The following is a 20185-nucleotide window of genomic DNA, read 5'->3' as shown; positions in this document are numbered from 1 at the left end:
CAAGGCGGGGGTTTTTGCATTTGCAGCGCAGAAATTCGCGATCTCAGGCCGTCGAGTCTCTCCCGTTTGTTGCTCAAGCCGCGCAACGCATATCCCCTTTCCATCGCCCAGGACCATTCGCCCGCCTGTTCGCTTCTATCTTCGGTCAATGATCGACTCGCGCGAACTCGGCGAAGCCGCTGGCCTGGCGCCCTTCATACCTGCTCCACATCTGTATCGTCGCACCGGCTTTTCAAAGTTCGTCCCGTATCGATATTCGCCATCCACCGCCTCCGCCTTTTAGCCAAATAGGCCGGAAATTCGTGCGAAATAACGCCTTATTCGGCGCGGCCACGTAGAATTTGCGAATCTCCACCCCAGTAGCATCCAGAACGATGAACGCCGCCACTCAGATAGCTCGGGCCGTATGCCCGCACGATTGTCCGGACACGTGCGCAATGCGTGTGACCGTCGAAAACGGTCGGGCGATCAAGGTCGCGGGCGATCCCGACCATCCGCCGACGCAAGGCGTGCTGTGTACGAAAGTCAGCCGATACGCCGACCGCGTTCATCATCCCGACCGACTCACTGTGCCCCTCAAACGCGTGGGCGCGAAGGGGGAGGGGCGCTTCGTGCCGATCAGCTGGAGCGAAGCATTCGACGAGATCGGTCGCCGTCTCAGCGAAATCGCCGCGCGCGCGCCGGAGGCGATCCTGCCGTACAGCTACGCGGGAACGATGGGGCTCGTGCAGGGCGAAGGCATCGCCCAGCGGTTCTTCCATAAACTCGGTGCGTCCCGGCTCGAGCGGGCCATCTGCGCGGCGGCCGGCGCAGCAGGGTTGCGCTATACGTATGGTGGAAGCGTCGGCATGCATCTCGAGCATTTCGAGGAAAGCGAGCTGATCCTGATCTGGGGCGCCAACCCGATCGCCTCCAGCCTGCATTTCTGGACCCGTGCGCAAGAAGCCAAACGTCGCGGCGCCCGTCTCGTCGCAATCGATCCCTACCGTTCGCTGACGGCAGAGAAATGCCATCAGCACATCGCATTGAAACCGGGCACCGACGGGGCGTTCGCGCTCGGCATGATGCATGTGCTGATCACCGAGGATCTGCTCGATCACGACTACATCGCACGCCATACGCTCGGTTTCGATGCGCTCAAGGCGCGAGCCCTGTCCTATCCGCCGGCGCGTGTCGCGCAAATCTGCGGCATCGAGGCGTCGGAACTGATCGAGCTCGCACGTCGTTACGGCGCGACCCGCAAGGCATCGATCCGCCTCAATTACGGCATGCAGCGCGTGCGCGGGGGCGGCAACGCCGTGCGCGCGATTGCGAGCCTGCCTGCGCTGACGGGCGCGTGGCGCGACCGGGCCGGCGGGCTGCTGCTGTCGTCGTCGGAATCTGCACCGGTCAATCAGGCGGCGCTGCTGCGCCCCGATCTGATGCCCGGCTGGCCGCAGAAACTGCCGCGCATCATCAACATGAATGCCATCGGCGATGCACTGCTGCATCCGGGCGACGCGACTTTCGGGCCGCAGGTCGAAGCAGTGATCGTCTACAACTCGAATCCGGTTGCGGTTGCACCCGACTCGTCGAAAGTCGCTGCGGGGTTCGCACGCGAAGACCTGTTCACGGTCGTTCTCGAGCACTTCAAGACAGATACCGTCGACTTCGCCGACATTGTGTTGCCGGCCACGACGCAGCTCGAGCATCTCGACGTCCACAAGTCGTACGGCCACACCTATGTGATGGCGAATCTGCCGGCGATTCCGCCGGTCGGCGACGCACGACCGAACACCGAAATCTTTCGCGGCATCGCGCGCAGCATGGGGCTGGACGAGCCCGCCCTTTATCACAGCGACGAAGAGGTCGCGCAGGCGGCGCTTCGCTGGGACGATCCGGCGCTCGACAGCGACTGGGAGACGTTGAAGCGTGCCGGCTGGCTGAAGCTCAAGGTAGCGGACGCGCCTTTCGCGAATGGCGGCTTTCGCACACCGTCCGGCAAATGCGAGTTCTACAGCGCGCGACTCGAGCAGATGGGCATGGACCCGGTGCCCGATTACCTGCCGCCGTTCGAATCGGCGGAGGCGGCGCCAGAGCTTGCCGCCCGCTACCCGCTCGCGATGATTTCGCCGCCGGCCCGGCACTTCCTGAACAGCACGTTCGTGAACGTGGACAGCCTGCGCAGCACGGAAGGCCAGCCGCATCTCGATATTCACCCGGCCGACGCCGATGCGCGCGGCATCGCGGAGGGCGACGTCGTACGCATATTCAACGACCGCGGATCGATGCAGGCGGTCGCAAGAGTGACCGATCGCGCGCGGGCGGGGCTCGTCGTCGGGCTGTCGATCTGGTGGAAGAAATTGTCGGCCGACGGTCGGAACGCGAACGAAGTGACGAGCCAGGCGCTGACCGACCTCGGCAACTCGGCGACCTTTTACGATTGTCTGGTGGAAGTTGAGCGGATTTGAGCGAACTTCCAGATATGATCAGACGAATTTGTTCGAAAGTTCGAAGTGGACATCTAACCCTGTTGTCTCAAGACGGGCGAGCCGCTACGATGCGTTTTAGCACGACCATTCGAAAATCAGTGAGGAGACGCGCGGTATGGATAAAATTTGGCTGAAATCGTACCCACCCGGCGTTCCAGCCGAAATCGACGCGTCTCCGTATCCTTCCGTCCCGGATCTCCTCGACGAGAGCTTCAGGCAGTATCGCGACCGCAAGGCGTTCGTCTGCATGGGCAAGAGCATCACGTACGGCGAACTCGATGCACTGTCGCGCCGGTTCGGCGCGTGGCTGCAGTCGCGTGGCCTGAAGCGCGGCGCGCGCGTCGCGCTCATGATGCCGAACGTGCTGCAGTACCCGGTGGCGATCGTTGCGGTGCTCCGCGCGGGCTACACCGTCGTCAACGTCAACCCGCTCTATACGCCGCGCGAGCTCGAACATCAGCTGAAGGACAGCGGGGCGGAGGCGATCGTCATCCTCGAGAATTTCGCGTCGACGTTGCAGGCCGTCATCGCCAATACCGCCGTCAAGCATGTGGTGGTCGCGTCGATGGGCGACCTGCTGGGCATCAAGGGCTGGCTCGTCAATTACGTCGTGCGCAACGTGAAGAAGATGGTGCCGGCCTGGCAGCTTCCGTCGTTCACGCGTTTCAAGGCCGCGTTGTCGGAAGGGGCGCGGCAGACCTTCAAGCCGCCGAAGCTCGGCCCCGACGACGTCGCGTTCCTCCAGTACACGGGCGGTACGACGGGTGTCGCGAAGGGCGCGACGCTGCTGCACCGGAACATCGTGTCGAACGTGCTGCAGGCCGGCGCCTGGCACCATCCCGCGCACGCGAAGTACCCGGAGGTGAAGCAATTCGTGACGGTTGTCGCGCTGCCGCTCTATCACGTGTTCGCGCTGACGGTCTGCGGCTTCCTGACGATGCGCACGGGCGGCATGGGCATCCTGATTCCGAATCCGCGCGACATCGGCGGCATGATCAAGGAACTGAAGGGATACCAGATCTCGACGATTCCCGCCGTCAACACGCTGTACAACGCACTGCTGAACCATCCCGAATTCAACCAGCTCGACCTGTCGAAGCTCGTGATCGCCAACGGCGGTGGCATGGCGATCCAGGAAGGCGTCGCGAAGCGCTGGTACGAGAAGACCCAAACGGCGATCATCGAAGGGTACGGCCTGTCCGAAACGTCGCCGGTCGCGACCTGCAACCCCGTGACGGCGACCGAGTACAGCGGGACGATCGGCCTGCCGCTGCCGTCGACTGAAATTGCCATCCGCGACGACGCCGGCAACGACGTCGCGCTCGGCGAGCCGGGCGAGATCTGCATCCGCGGGCCGCAGGTCATGGCCGGCTACTGGAACCGCCCGGAAGAAACCGCGAAGGTCATGTTCGCGGACGGTTTCTTCAAGACCGGTGACGTCGGCGTGATGGACGCGCGCGGTTACGTGAAGATCGTCGACCGGAAGAAGGACATGATCCTGGTATCCGGTTTCAACGTGTATCCGAACGAGGTCGAGGACGTGGTGGCGTCCCACCCGGGCGTGTTCGAGGTGGCGGCGGTCGGCGTGCCGGACGAGCACTCGGGCGAAGCCGTGAAGCTGTTCGTCGTGAAGAAGGATCCGGCGTTGACCGACAAGGACATCCTCGCGTACTGCAAGGAGCGGCTCACCGGTTACAAGCGGCCGAAACTCGTCGAGTTCCGCACGGAGCTGCCGAAGACGAACGTCGGCAAGATCCTGCGGCGCGAGCTGCGCGACGGACGCGCGTAACACTCAAGTCGAACGAAGGAGCCCGGTCTGTGCCGGGCTCTTTTGTTTGTGGTGCGGCATCAGGCTGCCGCGCCATATCGGAACGGCGCGCGTTGGTCCGGGCGCGCCGCGGCGGGCGGAGCGCCCCGGTCGGGCCGCCCGCGGCCGATTCGATTCGAACGGGGCGGCACTTCGCTGCACGCCGGAGTCGGCAAATGGTGGCGTTCGTGTCGAGTCAGCATCGCGAACGATTCGTCGCCAAGAGCGCGGTACCCGGCGATCATTCCGCGCACACCGCCCGCCGCACACCGCCCGCCGCCCGCCGCCCGCCGCCCGCCGCCCGCCGCCCGCCGCACACCGCACACCGCACACCGCACACCGCACACCGCACACCGCACACCGCACACCGCACACCGCTTCGCAGCCCCAAAAGAAAAGGCGCCCGAAGGCGCCTTCAAGATGCTTCGGCTTGTCAGGCAAGCTGATTAGAACTTGTGACGGATACCGACACGCGCTGCGACCTGGTTGCTGGTCGTCGACGGATCGAGACCGTTGATCGAAGCATGTGCCTGAACGACGTTGCCTGCCGAGTTGAGCGTGTTGCCCGATGCATGCTGGTACACGCCGATCACGTAGACGTCCGTGCGCTTCGACAGGAAGTAGTCGACGCCCAGCGAGCCCTGGTGGTACTTGGCTGCCGAGTTGCCGTCGATCTTGCTGCCTTGCGTGTAGTCATACGCCGCGCCGACGATCAACGCCGGGGTCAGCTGATACTTGAAGTTGATTTCGCCGTTGTTGAAGGTCGCGGTCTGGTTCACGAACGGCCCGACCGAGAAGCCCTTGAACTTCGTGTTCGAGTAAGTCGCGCCGATCGTCGCTGCGCCGAACGTGTATGCGCCGCCCGCACCGATGACCTGGTACGTGTTCGCGCTGTTCGCATACGCGCCGTACACCGGCGACGACACGGCCGTCGTCGCAGCCGACGCGCCCGTGTTGAACATGCCGCCGAAGTTCGCCGGCGTACGTGCGTTCAAGTAGCCGACACCCAACACCAGCGGGCCGTTGTTGTAACCGGCGCCGAGCGACCAGACCTGGTTCTTCGAGAACTGGCCGGCTTGACCGCCGAAGCTGTACAGGCCGCCGAACGAGAAGCCGCCATAGGTCGGGCTCGTGTACTTGACCGCGTTGTTCACGCGGTAAGCGTTGTTGAAGTTGTCGAGGTCGCCCGGGTGAGCAGCGATGTAGCCGCCCCACTGGTCGCCTGCCTCGAGCGGGCCGACGAAGTCGACGACGGAGTCGTACTGGCGACCCAGCGTGACCGTACCGTACTGGCTCGACAGGCCGACGTAAGCCTGGCGGCCGAACATCAGGCCGCCCTGGCCGAGCCTGCCGGAGTTGACGTCAAAACCGTTCTCGAGCACGAAGATCGCCTTCAGGCCGCTGCCCAGATCTTCGGTGCCGCGCAGGCCGAAGCGGCTGCCTTGCATCACGCCGCTTGCCAGACCGTACAGGTGGCCGCCTTTGGCGTTGTTGTTGAAGATGAAGCCTTCATCGATGATGCCGTAAAGCGTCACGCTGCTTTGCGCATGGGCAGCGCCAGCAAACGCGCCCAGCGCGACGAGCGCGAGAAGCGACTTTTTCATTAACGGATCTCCAAGAATCACTGAATTTTTTTGGCGGGGCGGATAGTTATGGTGTGTTGACGGGCCCCATCAACTTCGCAAGAAGTCGCACGTAATGTAGCAAAGCCGATTTTTCCGACAAAGCGAAATGCCGTGGCTCAAGGTTGCCATGTTTCCTTTATGCAACAATGGTTAAAATCACGGGTTAACCGCAATTTCCGCTGAATAATCAAGTCGGTTACGTAGCGGAGCACGTGCCGTTGCCGCCCGCGGCAGCACAGCCAGGAGAACAGGATGGTGTTGGACGAACTGATCAGCGAATTCGATCGCGGCCTGCGATCGCTGACCGGCATTAGCCGGATGAGCCGCCCGGTGCCCGCGCCGGCGGAGCCGCCGGCCGGCGAACTGACGCCCGCGGAGCGCACGCATGCCGCCGGGCTGATGCGCGTGAATCACGTCGGCGAGGTTTGTGCGCAGGCGCTTTATCAGGCGCAGAAGCTGACCGCGCGCTCGTCGTCGTCGAAGGCGATGTTCGAGGAAGCCGCGCGCGAGGAGGAGGATCATCTCGCGTGGACCGCGCATCGGCTGAAGGAACTCGATTCGCGTCCGAGCCTGCTCAACCCGCTGTGGTACGCCGGCGCGCTCGCGATCGGCGTCGTCGCCGGCACGCTGGGCGACAAGGTCAGCCTCGGCTTCATGGCGGAGACGGAGCGCCAGGTCGAGAGCCACCTCGACGGGCACCTGTCCGAGCTGCCGGCGACCGACACGGCGTCGCGCGCGATCGTCGAGCAGATGCGGCTCGACGAGGTGAAGCACGGCAAGGCCGCGACCGATGCCGGCGGGATCGAACTGCCGCTGCCCGCGCGGATGCTGATGCGCGCCGCGTCGAAAGTCATGACACGCACTGCATACTATCTGTGACATTCGGAGGTGGGCCGCGCATGACGCCGCCCACCGTCGTCACCCGTCGATACCGCCCGTTTTTTCCGCGTTTTCCCGCCCCCGAAAGCCCCGTCCGCACGCCAGTCTGGCCCGCCTTTCTCACGTATCACCTTCACAAGTTGCACTAGCTCATTCATTTATAACGGTTTTTGGTATGAGGGGTCGCATGAGCATGTGCGCGTAAGTCCTTGTTCTAACTAACAAAATTCGTCAAAAAACCGGGCCGCTCCCTTGACCGTGCCAAACCCTTCCTCTAAAGTGGGAGACAGTGTGAGAAAGTGTATTTTTGTGTGATTTGGCGGGCTATTCGGGCTAAATTCTTGAGCGTTGAGCGGGTGCTTCGGTGCCCTGAACGGGAGAGCGGAACGTGTTCCAAGGGGCGTCGGCGCTGACGCTCGATGCGAAAGGGCGGATGTCGGTGCCGGCTCGCTATCGCGAAGCGCTGCAAGGACAGGCAGAAGGACGGGTGACTGTGACCAAGCACCCGGACGGCTGCCTGTTGCTGTTTCCGCGCCCCGAATGGGAGGTATTCCGCGCCAAGATCGCCGCGCTGCCGATGGATGCACATTGGTGGCGGCGGATCTTTCTCGGCAATGCAATGGATGTCGATCTCGACAGCGCGGGCCGGATTCTCGTATCGCCCGAGCTGCGGATGGCGGCCGGACTGGAAAAGGAAGTCATGTTGTTGGGAATGGGTAGTCACTTCGAGCTGTGGGATTCGCAGACCTACATCGCGAAGGAGCAGGCAGCGATGGCGCAGGGCATGCCCGACGCGCTGAAGAATTTCACGTTCTGATTGCGGTGACGGAGACGCCCGCGATGGGAAACGAATTGCAGCATCGGACCGTGCTTCTGGACGAAGCGGTCGATTCGCTCGTGACGCGGCCGGACGGCATTTATGTCGACGGCACGTTCGGGCGCGGCGGTCATAGCCGCGCGGTGCTCGCGCGGCTGGCGGCGGCCGGCCGGCTGATCGCGTTCGACAAGGATCCGAGGGCGATCGAGACGGCGCAGCGCATCGAGGATGCGCGCTTCTCGATCGTGCATGACAGCTTTGCATCGATGCGCGACGCGCTTGCGGCGCGCGGCGTCGAGAAGGTGTCGGGTGTGTTGCTGGACCTGGGCGTGTCCTCGCCGCAGGTGGACGATCCGGCGCGCGGCTTCAGCTTTCGCGCGGATGGCCCGCTGGACATGCGAATGGATCCGACGCGCGGCGAGTCGGCGGCCGAGTGGCTCGCGCGGGCTTCGGTGCAGGAATTGACGGAGGTGATACGGGATTATGGGGAAGAACGGTTTGCTTTTCAGATTGCAAAGGCGCTTGTTGCTCGCCGGGCAGAGTCCGACCGTCTTGGGCCTCTCGACACCACGGGCGAGCTTGCCCAAATCGTGGGTAACGTCGTCAAAACCCGTGAGAAGGGCAAGGATCCGGCAACCCGCACCTTTCAGGCTATACGGATTCACGTCAATCAAGAGCTTGCGGACCTGCAAGTCGTACTAGACGCGGCATTGTCGTTGCTGGAGCAAGGGGGGCGGCTGGTGGTCATCAGCTTTCATTCACTCGAGGACCGGATCGTCAAGCGATTCATGCAGGCGCACGCGAGCGCGCCTGCGGTCGATCGTCGCCTGCCGATCCGTGCCGTCGACCTCCCGAGCCCGCCGCTCAAGATCATCAGCCGTCAGTTTCCGAGCGAAGCGGAAGTCGCCGCGAACCCGCGCGCCCGGTCGGCCGTGATGCGCATCGCGGAGCGCGTCACGCCATGAGCCGCTTCAATATCTTCCTGCTGATCATCGTGATGGGCTGCGCGCTGTCGGTCGTCAACTCGACGAACCAGCAGCGCCAGATCTTCATCCAGCTGCAGCGTGCGCAGTCGCAGGAGCGTCAGCTCCAGCAGGACTACGCGCAGCTTCAATATCAGCAGAGCGCGCTGTCGAAGACGTCGCGTATCGAGCAACTCGCGAACGATTCGCTGAAGATGCAGGCGATCACGACGGGTCGCACCCAATACCTGACGCTGCCGCCGGGCGCCGTGAAGGCGATCGACGCACCGATTCCGGCTTCGGCCGAGACGGCCGCCAAGGGCGGCGGAGGCGCGCGATGAAGCCGTCACAAAAGCGCCAGGACGTGAAATTCTCGTCGAGCCCCGTGCTCGGCGTGCACCTGCCGATGTGGCGCTCGAAATTCGTCGTGTTCCTGCTGTTCATGGCGTTCGTCGCGCTGGCCGCGCGGGCGTTCTGGATCCAGGGCCCCGGCAACGCGTTCTACCAGAAGCAGGGCGAAAGCCGCTACCAGCGCACGATCGAGCTGCCGGCCACGCGCGGCAAGATCCTCGACCGTAACGGGCTCGTGCTCGCGACGAGCCTGCCCGTGCGCGCGATCTGGGCGATTCCGGATGCCGTGCCGGACGATCTCGGCGCGGACAAGGTCAATCAGCTCAGCAAGCTCCTCGGCATGACGCCGAAGGAGTTGCGCGTGAAGCTGTCGGAAGACAAGGGTTTCGTCTACGTGAAGCGCCAGGTGCCGATCGACATCGCGGACAAGGTCGCCGCGCTCGACATCCCCGGCGTCTATCAGCGCAACGAATACAAGCGTTTCTATCCGGAAGGCGAGATCACCGCTCACCTGATCGGCTTCACGAACGTCGAGGACGAAGGGCAGGAAGGCGTCGAGCTCGGCGACCAGAAGATGCTGTCCGGCACGTCCGGCGTGCGCCGCGTGATCAAGGACCGGCTGGGGCACATTGTCGAGGACGTCGCCGAACAGATTCCGCCGCACAACGGGACGGACGTCGACCTGTCGATCGACAGCAAGATCCAGTACATCGCGTATGCGAACCTGAAGGCCGCCGTCGAGAAGTTCAAGGCGAAGGCCGGCGCGGCGATGGTGGTCGACGTGCGTACCGGCGAGGTGCTCGCGCTCGTCAACTATCCGACGTACAACCCGAACGACCGTTCGCGCATGACGGGCGAGCAGTTGCGCAACCGGATCATGACCGACGTGTTCGAGCCGGGCTCGATCATGAAGCCGTTTACGGTGTCGCTCGCGCTCGACCTGCACCGCGTGACGCCGAACACGCTCGTCGAAACGGGCAACGGGCATTTCGTGCTCGACGGCGCGCCGATCACCGACGACGCGGGTTTCGGCACGCTGACGGTCGGCGGCGTGATCCAGAAGTCGAGCAACATCGGCGCGACGAAGATCGCGATGACGATGCGGCCCGAGGAAATGTGGAATATGTATACGAGCATCGGCCTCGGCCAGGCGCCGAAGGTCGGGTTCCCCGGCGCGGTGGCCGGCCGCCTGCGTCCGTGGAAGAACTGGCGGCGCATCGAACAGGCGACGATGTCGTACGGCTACGGCCTGTCGGTGTCGCTGTTCCAGCTCGCACGCGCCTACACGGCGATCGCGCACGACGGCGAGCTGATGCCCGTGACCATTTTCAAGACCGACCCCAATCAGCCGATCGTGGGCACGCAGGTGTTCAACCCGACCACCGCGCGCGAAGTGCGCGCGATGCTCGAGACGGTGGTCGCGCCGGGCGGCACGTCGCCGGATGCGGCCGTGCCGGGTTATCGGGTCGGCGGCAAGAGCGGTACCGCGTACAAGCATGAAGGTCACGGCTACACGCGCAAGTACCGCGCGTCGTTCGTCGGGATGGCGCCGATGCCGAATCCGCGCGTCGTGATCGCGGTGTCGGTCGACGAGCCGACCGCCGGCAGCCACTTCGGCGGCCAGGTGTCGGGCCCCGTATTCTCGGCGATCGCGGGCGATACGATGCGTGCGCTGAACGTGCCGCCGAACATGCCGATCAAGCAACTGGTCGTGTCCGACGACACGCCGGGCACGCCCGCCAAGACGGGCCCGCAAAAGCTCGCCGCCGGCGGCGGTGCGAAGCATATGATCGTATCCAGCACGACACGTAATTCACCAGGAGTTGTTCGATGAGCGCCGCTCGCAGTTCCCATCCGGCGCATCAGCAGATCGCGGCCGCGCTTGCGTGGCTGCGCCAGCATGTGGCCCCCGCGGCGCAACTGCATGCCGACACGCGCAGCCTGCAGGCAGGCGACGTGTTTCTCGGCTATGCGGTCGACGGGGCAGACAATCGCGCCTTTATTGCCGAGGCCGTTTCCCGCGGTGCGGCCGCCGTGCTGTATCAGCCGGAAGGCCTCGCAGCCGCGCCGGCCGCACCCGTCGCACTCGCGGTGCCGGCGCTCGACCAGCTGGCCGGCGAGATCGCCAGCGGCTGGTACGGTGACCCGAGCGACCGCCTGCTCGCCATCGGCGTGACCGGCACCAACGGCAAGACGTCGTGCACGCACTGGATCGCGGCCGCGCTGACGGCGCTGCACCAGCCGTGCGCGCTGATCGGCACGCTCGGCAGCGGCATGCAGGGGCAGCTGGTGCCGACCGGCTTCACGACGCCGGACGCGCCGCAGCTGCAGCGCAGCCTCGCGCAACTGCACGACGCGGGCGCAAAGGCCGTCGCGATGGAAGTGTCGTCGCACGCGCTGCACCAGGGCCGCGTGAACGGCACGGCGTTCGACATCGCCGTGTTCACGAACCTCACGCAGGATCACCTCGACTATCACGGCACGTTCGACGAGTACGAAGCCTCGAAGTCGAAGCTGTTCGCATGGCGCGGCCTGCGCGCGGCGGTCGTCAATCGTGACGACGCAGCCGGGCGCCGCCTGCTCGAGAAGCTGGCCGGCCGCGTGCGCACGATTGCCTACGGAATCGGCGACGTGCACGCGGCCGACGCCGATCGCGAGCTGGTCGCGCTCGACGTGCGCGCGACCGCCACGGGCACGGCATTCCGCCTGCGCTCGTCGTGGGGCGACGCGGACATCGAGGTCGGCACGCTCGGCACGTTCAACGTCAGCAATCTGCTCGCGGTGCTCGGCTCGCTGCTCGCGGCCGACCTGCCGTTCGACGCGGCGGTCGCTGAGATTGCGCGGCTCGAGTCCGTCAACGGCCGCATGCAGCGCCTTGGCGGCCGGCTGGCGAACGACGAACCGCTGGTCGTGATCGACTATGCACATACGCCCGACGCGCTCGAGAAGACGCTCGACGCGTTGCGCCCGATCGCGGCGGCGCGCGGCGGCCGGCTCGTCTGCATGTTCGGCTGCGGCGGCGATCGCGATGCGACCAAGCGTCCGCTGATGGGCGCGATCGCCGAGCGGCTCGCCGACGAAGTCGTCGTCACGAGCGACAACCCGCGCAGCGAGGATCCGCAGCGCATCATCGACCAGGTCATCGCGGGCATGACCGCGCCCGATCGCGCACGCCGCATCGAGGATCGCGCGAGCGCGATCCTGCAGGCCGTGCGCGGCGCCGCCCGGGAGGATGTCGTCGTGCTGGCCGGCAAGGGGCACGAGGCAACGCAGGAAATCATGGGCAAGAAGCGCACGTTCTCCGATCAGGATCACGCGCGGCTCGCGCTCGCGGCACGCGCGACGCATGGCAAGGGAGGTGGCGAATGACGATGCTCAGTCTCGGCGAAGCCGCCCGCCTGATTCCCGGCGCAACCGTCCACGGCGATCCGGGCACCATGTTCGAGCGCGTGTCGACGGACAGCCGCACGGTCGGCCCCGGCGACCTGTTCGTCGCGCTGAAGGGCGAGCGCTTCGACGCGCACGACTTCCTCGGCGACGTGGCCGCGCGCGGCGCGTCGGCGGCGCTCGTCGCACGCGTGCCGGCGGGTCTCGCGATGCCGGCGATCGAAGGCGGCGAAACGCGTGCCGCGCTCGGCGCGCTCGCGCACGGCTGGCGCAACCGATTCGCGCTGCCGCTCGTCGCGGTGACGGGCAGCAACGGCAAGACGACCGTCAAGGAAATGATCGCGTCGATCTTCGCCGCGGCGGTCGGTACCGACGCGCGGCTCGCGACGGCCGGCAACCTGAACAACGACGTCGGGCTGCCGCTGACGTTGCTGCGCCTGTCGACCGCGCATCGCCTCGCGGTGATCGAGATCGGCATGAACCACCCGGGCGAGACCGAAGTTCTGGCGCGCCTCGCCGCGCCGACGGTCGCGCTCGTCAACAACGCGCAGCGCGAACACCAGGAATTCATGGCGACGGTCGAAGCCGTCGCGCTCGAACACGCGGCCGTGATCCACGCGCTGCCGCCGGACGGCGTCGCGGTGTTCCCGGCCGACGATGCGTACGCGGGCATCTGGCGCGTCGCGGCGACCGGCAACCGGATCCTCGATTTCGCGCTGCACGACGCCGAACGGCAGAACGATGCGCAGGTCGTCGGTCGCCTTCACGGCGGCGAACTCGCGATCGACACGCCGGCGGGCGCCGTCACGGTGCGGTTGCGTGCGCTCGGCGAGCACAACGCGCGCAACGCGCTGGCCGCGACGGCCGCGGCGCTGGGCGCGGGTGTCGAACTCTCGGCGATCAAGCAGGGCCTCGAGTCGTTCGAACCGGTCAAGGGCCGGCTCCAGGTGAAGCAGGCGATCGCCGGCAGCCTCGCGGGCGCGACGGTCGTCGACGATACGTACAACGCGAACCCCGATTCGATGCGCGCGGCGATCGACGTGCTTGCTGCCCATTCGGCGCCGCGCGTGCTGGTGATCGGCGACATGGGCGAGGTCGGCGACGAAGGCCCGGCATTCCACCGGGAGGTCGGTGCGTATGCGCGCGAGCGCGGCATCGATGCGCTGTTCGCGCTCGGCGATGCGTCGCGCGATGCGTGCACGGCGTACGGCGACACGGCCCGCCATTTCGGCGACGTCGGCGCGCTGGTGACGGCGCTGCTCGCGGCCGGTTACGGCGCGCAGGCGACGGTGCTCGTGAAGGGCTCGCGGTACATGAAGATGGAGCGCGTGGTCGACGCGCTGACGAACCAACCCGCGGCGGGCACGGTGCCCGCCGCACACTGAGTAGAAGGAAGGAAGCATGCTGCTGGCGCTGGCGCAATGGCTGCAGGGAGACGCAAGCTTTTTGCGCTTGTTCACGTACCTGACGTTCCGTGCGGTGATGGCTACCATCACCGCGCTCGGTATCGGGCTCGTGTGCGGACCGTGGGTGATCCGCAAGCTGACGCAAATGAAGGTCGGGCAGGCCGTGCGCAAGGACGGCCCGCAAAGCCATCTCGTCAAGTCCGGCACGCCGACGATGGGCGGCGTGCTGATCCTGATCGGCATCGCGGTCGCGACGCTGCTGTGGGGCGACCTGACGAACCGTTTCATCTGGATCGTCATGCTCGTCACGTTCGGCTTCGGCGTGATCGGCTGGGTCGACGACTACCGCAAGGTCGTCTACAAGGACCCGCGCGGGATGTCGTCGCGCGAAAAGTATTTCTGGCAGTCGGTGATCGGGCTGTTCGCGGCGGTCTATCTCGCATTCAGCGTGTCCGAGGCGAACAACGTGCGCGTGTTCGACCTGTTCATGGCGTGGGTGAGGAGCGGCCTGTCGATGGGGCTGCCGGCGCGGGCCGACCTGATGCTGCCGTTCCTGAAGTCGATCAGCTATCCGCTGGGCGTCTGGGGCTTCATCGTGCTGACGTATTTCGTGATCGTCGGCGCGAGCAACGCGGTGAACCTGACCGACGGCCTCGACGGGCTCGTGATCATGCCGGTCGTGCTGGTCGGCGGGTCGCTCGGCGTGTTCGCGTACGTGATGGGCAGCTCGGTGTATTCGAAATACCTGCTGTTCCCGCACATCCCGGGCGCCGGTGAACTGCTGATCTTCTGTTCCGCGATGGGCGGGGCAGGGCTCGCGTTCCTCTGGTACAACACGCACCCCGCGCAGGTGTTCATGGGCGACGTCGGCGCGCTGGCGCTCGGCGGCGCGCTCGGCACGGTCGCGGTGATCGTGCGCCAGGAAATCGTGCTGTTCATCATGGGCGGCATCTTCGTCGCGGAAACGCTGTCGGTGATGCTGCAGGTGTCGTGGTTCAAGTACACGAAGAAGCGCTACGGCGAAGGGCGGCGCCTGCTGAAGATGGCGCCGCTGCATCACCATTTCGAATTGTCCGGCTGGAAGGAAACGCAGGTGGTAGTGCGTTTCTGGATCATCACGCTGATGCTGTGCCTGTTCGGTCTGTCCACCCTCAAGCTGCGGTAAAGGAAAGGTAACAAGGATGTCTGGCGAGATGTTTGGAGATCGGCAGCGGCCGATGGTGCTCGTACTGGGGCTCGGTGAATCGGGTCTCGCGATCGCGCGGTGGTGCGCGAGGCACGGGTGCCGGCTGCGTATTGCCGATACCCGCGAGGCGCCGCCGAACCTTGCCGCGCTGCAGGCCGAAGGCATCGATGCGGAGTTCGTCGGCGGGCCGTTCACGCCCGCGCTGCTCGACGGCGGCGTCGAGATCGTCGGGCTGAGCCCCGGCCTGTCGCCGCTCGAACCGGCGCTGGCATCGCTGATCGCGGCCGCGAACGAGCGCGCGATCGCGGTATGGGGCGAACTGGAATTCTTCGCGCAGGCGCTGCGCGCGCTCGGCACGAGCGGCTACCAGCCGAAGGTGCTCGCGATCACCGGCACCAACGGCAAGACCACGACGACGAGCCTCACGGGCCTGCTGTGCCGGCGTTCGGGCAAGAAGGTCGCCGTCGCCGGCAACATCAGCCCGGCGATGCTCGACCGGCTCGCGGGCGCGATCGACGAGACGGCGCTGCCCGACGTCTGGGTGCTCGAACTGTCGAGCTTCCAGCTCGAGACGGCGCGCACGTTCGCGCCCGACGCGGCTGCGATTCTCAACATCACGCAGGATCACCTCGACTGGCACGGCAGCTTCGACGCGTATGCGGCCGCGAAGGGCCGGATCTTCGGCGCGACGACGACGCGCGTGCTCAACCGCGACGATGCGGCCGTGATGAAGTTCGCGCCGGCTGCCGGCGCGGCCGATGCGGCGCGCACGGTCACGTTCGGGCTGAACGAACCGGTGCAGGACGGCGACTACGGGCTGTCGCGCGATAACGGTATCGCGTGGCTGGTCGAAGCGGTCGACCGCGACGCGCCGGACGAAACGACGACGACCCGCCGGCGCAAGCGCGACGGCGCGCATACGCCCGACATCGCGCAGAAGCGCCTGATGCCGGTCGACGCGCTGCGCATCCGCGGGCTGCACAACGCGGCGAACGCGCTGGCCGCGTTCGCGCTCGCGCGTGCGATCGACTTGGCCGCAGCGCCGCTGCTGCACGCGCTGCGCGAATACCGCGGCGAGGCGCATCGCGTCGAAGTGATCGCGACGATCGACGACGTGGACTACGTCGACGACAGCAAGGGAACGAACGTCGGCGCGACGGTGGCCGCGCTCGACGGGCTCGCGCAGAAGATCGTGCTGATCGCCGGCGGCGACGGCAAGGGGCAGGATTTCGCGCCGCTGGTCGCGCCGGTCGCGCGCTGGTGTCGTGCGGTGATGCTGATCGGCCGCGACGCGCCGGCGATCCGCGACACGCTCGCCGAAACCGGCGTGCCGCTCGCGGACCACGCGACGCTCGAAGGCGCGGTGCGTGCCGCCGCCGAGCTCGCCGAGCCGGGCGATGCGGTGCTGCTGTCGCCCGCGTGCGCGAGCCTCGACATGTTCCGGAACTACGCCCATCGCGCGGAGGTGTTCCGCGCGGCGGTGGATGAAGTCGCCATCGACAAAGGAGCGACGCCATGAGCTGGTCCGATCGCCTCGTCTCCCGTTTCAACGACCGGCGCGACACCGGCGGCAATGCCGCCGGCGGCCGCGTCGCGTCCGCCACGCGCGCCGCGACCGGCGGCCTCGCGAGCGTCGTCAACGGCGTGCGGCCGAGCCGCTCCCGGATGCTCGACTTCGACTACTCGCTGCTGTGGGTCGCGATCGCGCTGCTCGGGCTCGGCGTCGTGATGGTGTATTCGGCGTCGATCGCGATGCCCGATTCGCCGAAATACGCGTCGTATCACGATTACGCGTTCCTGATGCGCCACTGCGTGTCGCTCGTCGTCGCGTTCATCGCGGCGGTGATCGCGTTCCGCGTGCCGGTGTCGACCTGGGACAAATACGCGCCGCATCTCTTCCTGATCGCGCTGGTCGGCCTCGTGATCGTGCTGATCCCGCACGTCGGCAAGGGCGTGAACGGCGCGCGCCGCTGGATTCCGCTCGGCATCACGAACATGCAGCCGTCGGAAATCATGAAGCTCGCGGTGACGATCTACGCGGCGAACTACACGGTGCGCAAGCAGGAGTACATGCAGAGCTTCGCGAAAGGCTTCCTGCCGATGGCGTTCGCGGTCGGTCTCGTCGGCGCGCTGCTGCTGCTCGAGCCGGACATGGGCGCGTTCATGGTGGTCGCCGCGATCGCGATGGGCGTGCTGTTCCTCGGCGGCGTGAACGGCAAGCTGTTCGGCGGCCTGGTCGCGACGGCGGTCGGCACCTTCACGATGCTCGTGTGGCTGTCGCCGTGGCGTCGCGAGCGGATCTTCGCGTATCTCGATCCGTGGGACGAACGCTATGCGCAGGGCAAGGCGTACCAGCTCACGCATTCGCTGATCGCGTTCGGCCGCGGCGAGTGGTTCGGCGTCGGGCTCGGCGGCAGCGTCGAGAAGCTGAACTACCTGCCCGAAGCGCATACCGACTTCATCCTCGCGGTGATCGGCGAGGAACTCGGCTTCGTCGGCGTGATGGTCGTGATCCTGCTGTTCTACTGGATCGTGCGCCGCGCGTTCGAGATCGGCCGCCAGGCGCTCGCGCTCGATCGCACGTTCGCGGGACTGATGGCGAAGGGCATCGGTATCTGGTTCGGCGCGCAGACGTTCATCAACATGGGCGTGAACCTCGGCCTGCTGCCGACCAAGGGCCTGACGCTGCCGCTCGTGAGCTATGGCGGTTCGGGCATCCTGCTGAACTGTGTCGCGCTCGCGGTGCTGCTGCGGGTCGACTATGAAAATCGCGTCCTGATGCGGGGAGGGAAGGTATGACCGCGTCGCGACGCACGCTGATGGTGATGGCAGGCGGCACCGGGGGCCACGTGTTCCCGGGGCTCGCGGTCGCGCACCGGATGGAAGCGGCGGGCTGGCGCGTCGTGTGGCTCGGCAATCCGGCCGGGATGGAAGCGACGCTCGTGCCGAAGCACGGCATTCCGATGGAATACGTGCGCTTCGGCGGACTGCGCGGCAAGGGCCTGAAGACCAAGCTGACGCTGCCGTTCAACCTGCTGCGCGCATGCTGGCAGAGCCTCGGCGCGCTGCGCCGCGTGCGGCCCGACGTCGTGCTCGGGATGGGCGGCTACATCACGTTTCCGGCGGGTGTGATGGCCGCGCTGTCGGGCCGTCCGCTCGTGCTGCACGAACAGAATTCGATCGCGGGCCTGACCAACAAGGTGCTCGCGAAGCTGGCCAAGCGCGTGCTCGTCGCGTTTCCCGGCGCGCTGCCGCACGCGGAATGGACGGGCAACCCGATTCGTGCGGAACTTGCGCACACGGAACCGCCCAAAGCACGCTATGCGTCGCGCCGCGGCCCGCTGAACGTGCTGGTCGTCGGCGGCAGCCTCGGTGCGGCCGCGCTGAACGAAGTCGTGCCGCGCGCGCTGGCGCTGCTGACGCCGGACGAGCGTCCGCGCGTCGTGCACCAGGCCGGCGCGAAGCACATCGACGCGCTGAAGGCGAATTACGAAGCGGCCGGTTTCGCGGCCGGCGAAGACGTGCGGCTCGTGCCGTTCATCGACGACATGGCGAGCGCGTACGCGGCGGCGGATCTGGTGATCTGCCGATCCGGCGCGATGACGGTGTCGGAGATCGCGGCGGTGGGCGTGGCGGCGCTGTTCGTGCCGTTCCCGTACGCGGTCGACGACCACCAGACGACCAACGCCGCGTTCCTCGCCGATGCGGGCGCGGCGGTGCTGGTGCAACAACGCGACCTGTCGGCGGAACTGCTCGCCGACTGGCTGCACGGCCAGTCGCGGGCGTCGCTCGCGGACATGGCGGAGCGTTCGCGCTCGCTGGCGAAGCCCGAGGCCACCGACGAAGTCGCGCGTGTCTGCGCGAAGGCGGCCGGCGCGAACCTGGAAAAACTGCAATGAAACACATCGTCAAACACATTCATTTCGTCGGGATCGGCGGCGCGGGCATGAGCGGCATCGCCGAAGTGCTCGTCAACCTCGGCTACGAGGTCAGCGGCTCCGACCTGTCGCGCAACGCGGTGACCGACCGTCTCGCGGCGCTCGGCGCGCGGATCGCGATTGGCCACGACGCGGCGAACATCGAGGGCGCGAACGCGGTCGTCGTATCGACGGCCGTGCGCTCGGACAACCCCGAGGTGCTGGCCGCGCGTAGCCAGCGCGTGCCGATCGTGCAGCGCGCGGTGATGCTCGCGGAACTGATGCGCCTGAAGCAGGGCATCGCGATCGCCGGCACGCACGGCAAGACCACGACGACGAGCCTCGTCGCGAGCGTGCTCGCGGCAGGCGGGCTGGACCCGACCTTCGTGATCGGCGGCCGGCTGATCAGCGCCGGCGCGAACGCGCGGCTCGGCACGGGCGACTTCATCGTCGCCGAGGCCGACGAGTCGGACGCGTCGTTCCTGAACCTGTATCCGGTGATCGAAGTCATCACGAACATCGACGCCGATCACATGGACACCTACGGCCACGATTTCGCGCGGCTCAAGCAGGCGTTCATCGAGTTCACGCAGCGCCTGCCGTTCTACGGCAGCGCGGTGGTGTGCGTCGACGATCCGAACGTGCGGCAGATCATCCCGTTCATCTCGAAGCCGGTCGTGCGCTACGGGCTGTCGCCGGACGCGCAGGTGCGCGCGGAGGACATCGACGCGCGCGACGGCCGCATGCACTTCACGGTGATCCGCGAAGGCCGTGCGCCGCTCGCGGTGGTGCTGAACCTGCCGGGCCTGCACAACGTGCAGAACGCGCTCGCGGCGATCGCGATCGCGACCGATCTCGGCGTGGCGGACGACGCGATCCAGCTGGCGCTCGCGGAATTCAACGGCGTCGGCCGGCGCTTCCAGCGCTACGGCGAGGTGCCGAGCGCGGACGGCGGCCAGTACACGCTGATCGACGACTACGGTCACCACCCGGTCGAGATGGCCGCGACGATCGCGGCCGCGCGCGGCGCGTTCCCGGGCCGCCGCCTCGTGCTGGCATTCCAGCCGCACCGCTACACGCGCACGCGCGACTGCTTCGACGATTTCGTCAACGTGCTGTCGACGGTCGACGCGCTGGTGCTGACGGAAGTCTATGCCGCGGGCGAAGCGGCGATCGCGACGGCCAACGGCGACGCGCTGTCGCGTGCGCTGCGCGCGGTGGGGAAGGTTGACCCGGTGTTCGTCGCGACGGTCGACGACGTGCCGGATGCATTGGCGAAGGTCGCGCAGAACGGCGACGTGGTGATCACGATGGGCGCGGGTTCGATCGGCGGCGTGCCGGCGAAGCTCGTGCAACACACTCAACAGAAGGCATGAC

At 66.4% G+C, this 20185-nt stretch carries 15 protein-coding genes; 14 read left to right on the top strand and 1 reads right to left on the bottom strand.

Annotated elements, in window-relative coordinates; genetic code table 11:
- The first annotated feature begins 374 nt into the window (after window positions 1–374).
- Both NQV17_RS03320 and NQV17_RS03315 read left to right on the top strand, forming a co-directional pair.
- Complete coding sequence (locus tag NQV17_RS03320) at window positions 375–2450, top strand: molybdopterin-dependent oxidoreductase (RefSeq protein ID WP_257768785.1); 2076 nt, start codon at window positions 375–377, stop codon at window positions 2448–2450.
- 136 nt (window positions 2451–2586) lie between these two features.
- Window positions 2587–4260 (top strand): long-chain fatty acid--CoA ligase, encoded by a 1674-nt coding sequence (locus tag NQV17_RS03315; RefSeq protein WP_257768783.1) that lies wholly within the window; start codon window positions 2587–2589, stop codon window positions 4258–4260.
- 464 nt (window positions 4261–4724) lie between these two features.
- On the opposite strand, the gene NQV17_RS03310 is transcribed toward NQV17_RS03315, so the two are convergent.
- Window positions 4725–5882: a porin gene (locus NQV17_RS03310; protein ID WP_257768781.1), complete on the bottom strand. Its 1158-nt coding sequence runs from the start codon at window positions 5880–5882 to the stop codon at window positions 4725–4727.
- Between the two features lie 273 nt (window positions 5883–6155).
- On the opposite strand from NQV17_RS03310, the gene coq7 reads away from it, so the two are divergent.
- The 12 genes from coq7 (at window position 6156) to murC (ending at window position 20184) form a co-directional block, all read left to right on the top strand.
- Window positions 6156–6782 carry a 2-polyprenyl-3-methyl-6-methoxy-1,4-benzoquinone monooxygenase gene (coq7, locus tag NQV17_RS03305; protein ID WP_124488218.1) on the top strand — a complete coding sequence of 209 codons (627 nt, stop codon included), beginning with the start codon at window positions 6156–6158 and terminating at the stop codon, window positions 6780–6782.
- A 388-nt stretch (window positions 6783–7170) separates the two neighbouring features.
- The gene (gene mraZ, locus NQV17_RS03300) at window positions 7171–7599 is read left to right on the top strand and encodes a division/cell wall cluster transcriptional repressor MraZ (protein WP_006400450.1); all 429 of its coding nucleotides are present in this window, start codon (window positions 7171–7173) and stop codon (window positions 7597–7599) included.
- A 23-nt stretch (window positions 7600–7622) separates the two neighbouring features.
- Entirely contained in the window at window positions 7623–8564 is a 942-nt protein-coding gene (rsmH, locus tag NQV17_RS03295; protein WP_044844251.1) for a 16S rRNA (cytosine(1402)-N(4))-methyltransferase RsmH, read from the top strand.
- Window positions 8561–8902 carry a cell division protein FtsL gene (ftsL, locus tag NQV17_RS03290; protein ID WP_044844241.1) on the top strand — a complete coding sequence of 114 codons (342 nt, stop codon included), beginning with the start codon at window positions 8561–8563 and terminating at the stop codon, window positions 8900–8902. The genes rsmH and ftsL overlap by 4 nt, the downstream gene beginning before the upstream one ends.
- Window positions 8899–10746, top strand: a complete 1848-nt coding sequence (locus tag NQV17_RS03285) for a penicillin-binding protein 2 (protein ID WP_257768772.1) — start codon at window positions 8899–8901, stop codon at window positions 10744–10746. The genes ftsL and NQV17_RS03285 overlap by 4 nt, the downstream gene beginning before the upstream one ends.
- Window positions 10743–12281 (top strand): UDP-N-acetylmuramoyl-L-alanyl-D-glutamate--2,6-diaminopimelate ligase, encoded by a 1539-nt coding sequence (locus NQV17_RS03280; protein ID WP_257768770.1) that lies wholly within the window; start codon window positions 10743–10745, stop codon window positions 12279–12281. Before NQV17_RS03285 ends, NQV17_RS03280 begins: the two co-directional genes overlap by 4 nt.
- Window positions 12278–13684 (top strand): UDP-N-acetylmuramoyl-tripeptide--D-alanyl-D-alanine ligase, encoded by a 1407-nt coding sequence (murF, locus tag NQV17_RS03275; protein WP_257768768.1) that lies wholly within the window; start codon window positions 12278–12280, stop codon window positions 13682–13684. The genes NQV17_RS03280 and murF overlap by 4 nt, the downstream gene beginning before the upstream one ends.
- A 16-nt stretch (window positions 13685–13700) precedes the next feature.
- Window positions 13701–14870, top strand: coding sequence for a phospho-N-acetylmuramoyl-pentapeptide-transferase (gene mraY / locus NQV17_RS03270; protein WP_006752439.1), 1170 nt, complete (start codon window positions 13701–13703; stop codon window positions 14868–14870).
- Window positions 14871–14898: 28 nt separating this feature from the next.
- Window positions 14899–16410, top strand: coding sequence for a UDP-N-acetylmuramoyl-L-alanine--D-glutamate ligase (murD, locus tag NQV17_RS03265; RefSeq protein WP_257768765.1), 1512 nt, complete (start codon window positions 14899–14901; stop codon window positions 16408–16410).
- The gene (gene ftsW / locus NQV17_RS03260; RefSeq protein WP_257768763.1) at window positions 16407–17690 is read left to right on the top strand and encodes a putative lipid II flippase FtsW; all 1284 of its coding nucleotides are present in this window, start codon (window positions 16407–16409) and stop codon (window positions 17688–17690) included. The genes murD and ftsW overlap by 4 nt, the downstream gene beginning before the upstream one ends.
- Window positions 17687–18790, top strand: coding sequence for an undecaprenyldiphospho-muramoylpentapeptide beta-N-acetylglucosaminyltransferase (gene murG / locus NQV17_RS03255; protein ID WP_257768761.1), 1104 nt, complete (start codon window positions 17687–17689; stop codon window positions 18788–18790). Before ftsW ends, murG begins: the two co-directional genes overlap by 4 nt.
- Window positions 18787–20184: a UDP-N-acetylmuramate--L-alanine ligase gene (gene murC, locus NQV17_RS03250; RefSeq protein ID WP_257768759.1), complete on the top strand. Its 1398-nt coding sequence runs from the start codon at window positions 18787–18789 to the stop codon at window positions 20182–20184. The genes murG and murC overlap by 4 nt, the downstream gene beginning before the upstream one ends.
- Window position 20185 lies beyond the last annotated feature (1 nt).

This window comes from Burkholderia sp. SCN-KJ, from assembly GCF_024656005.1.
Lineage (GTDB): Bacteria > Pseudomonadota > Gammaproteobacteria > Burkholderiales > Burkholderiaceae > Burkholderia.
This window is presented reverse-complemented; position numbering and strand designations above follow the sequence as displayed.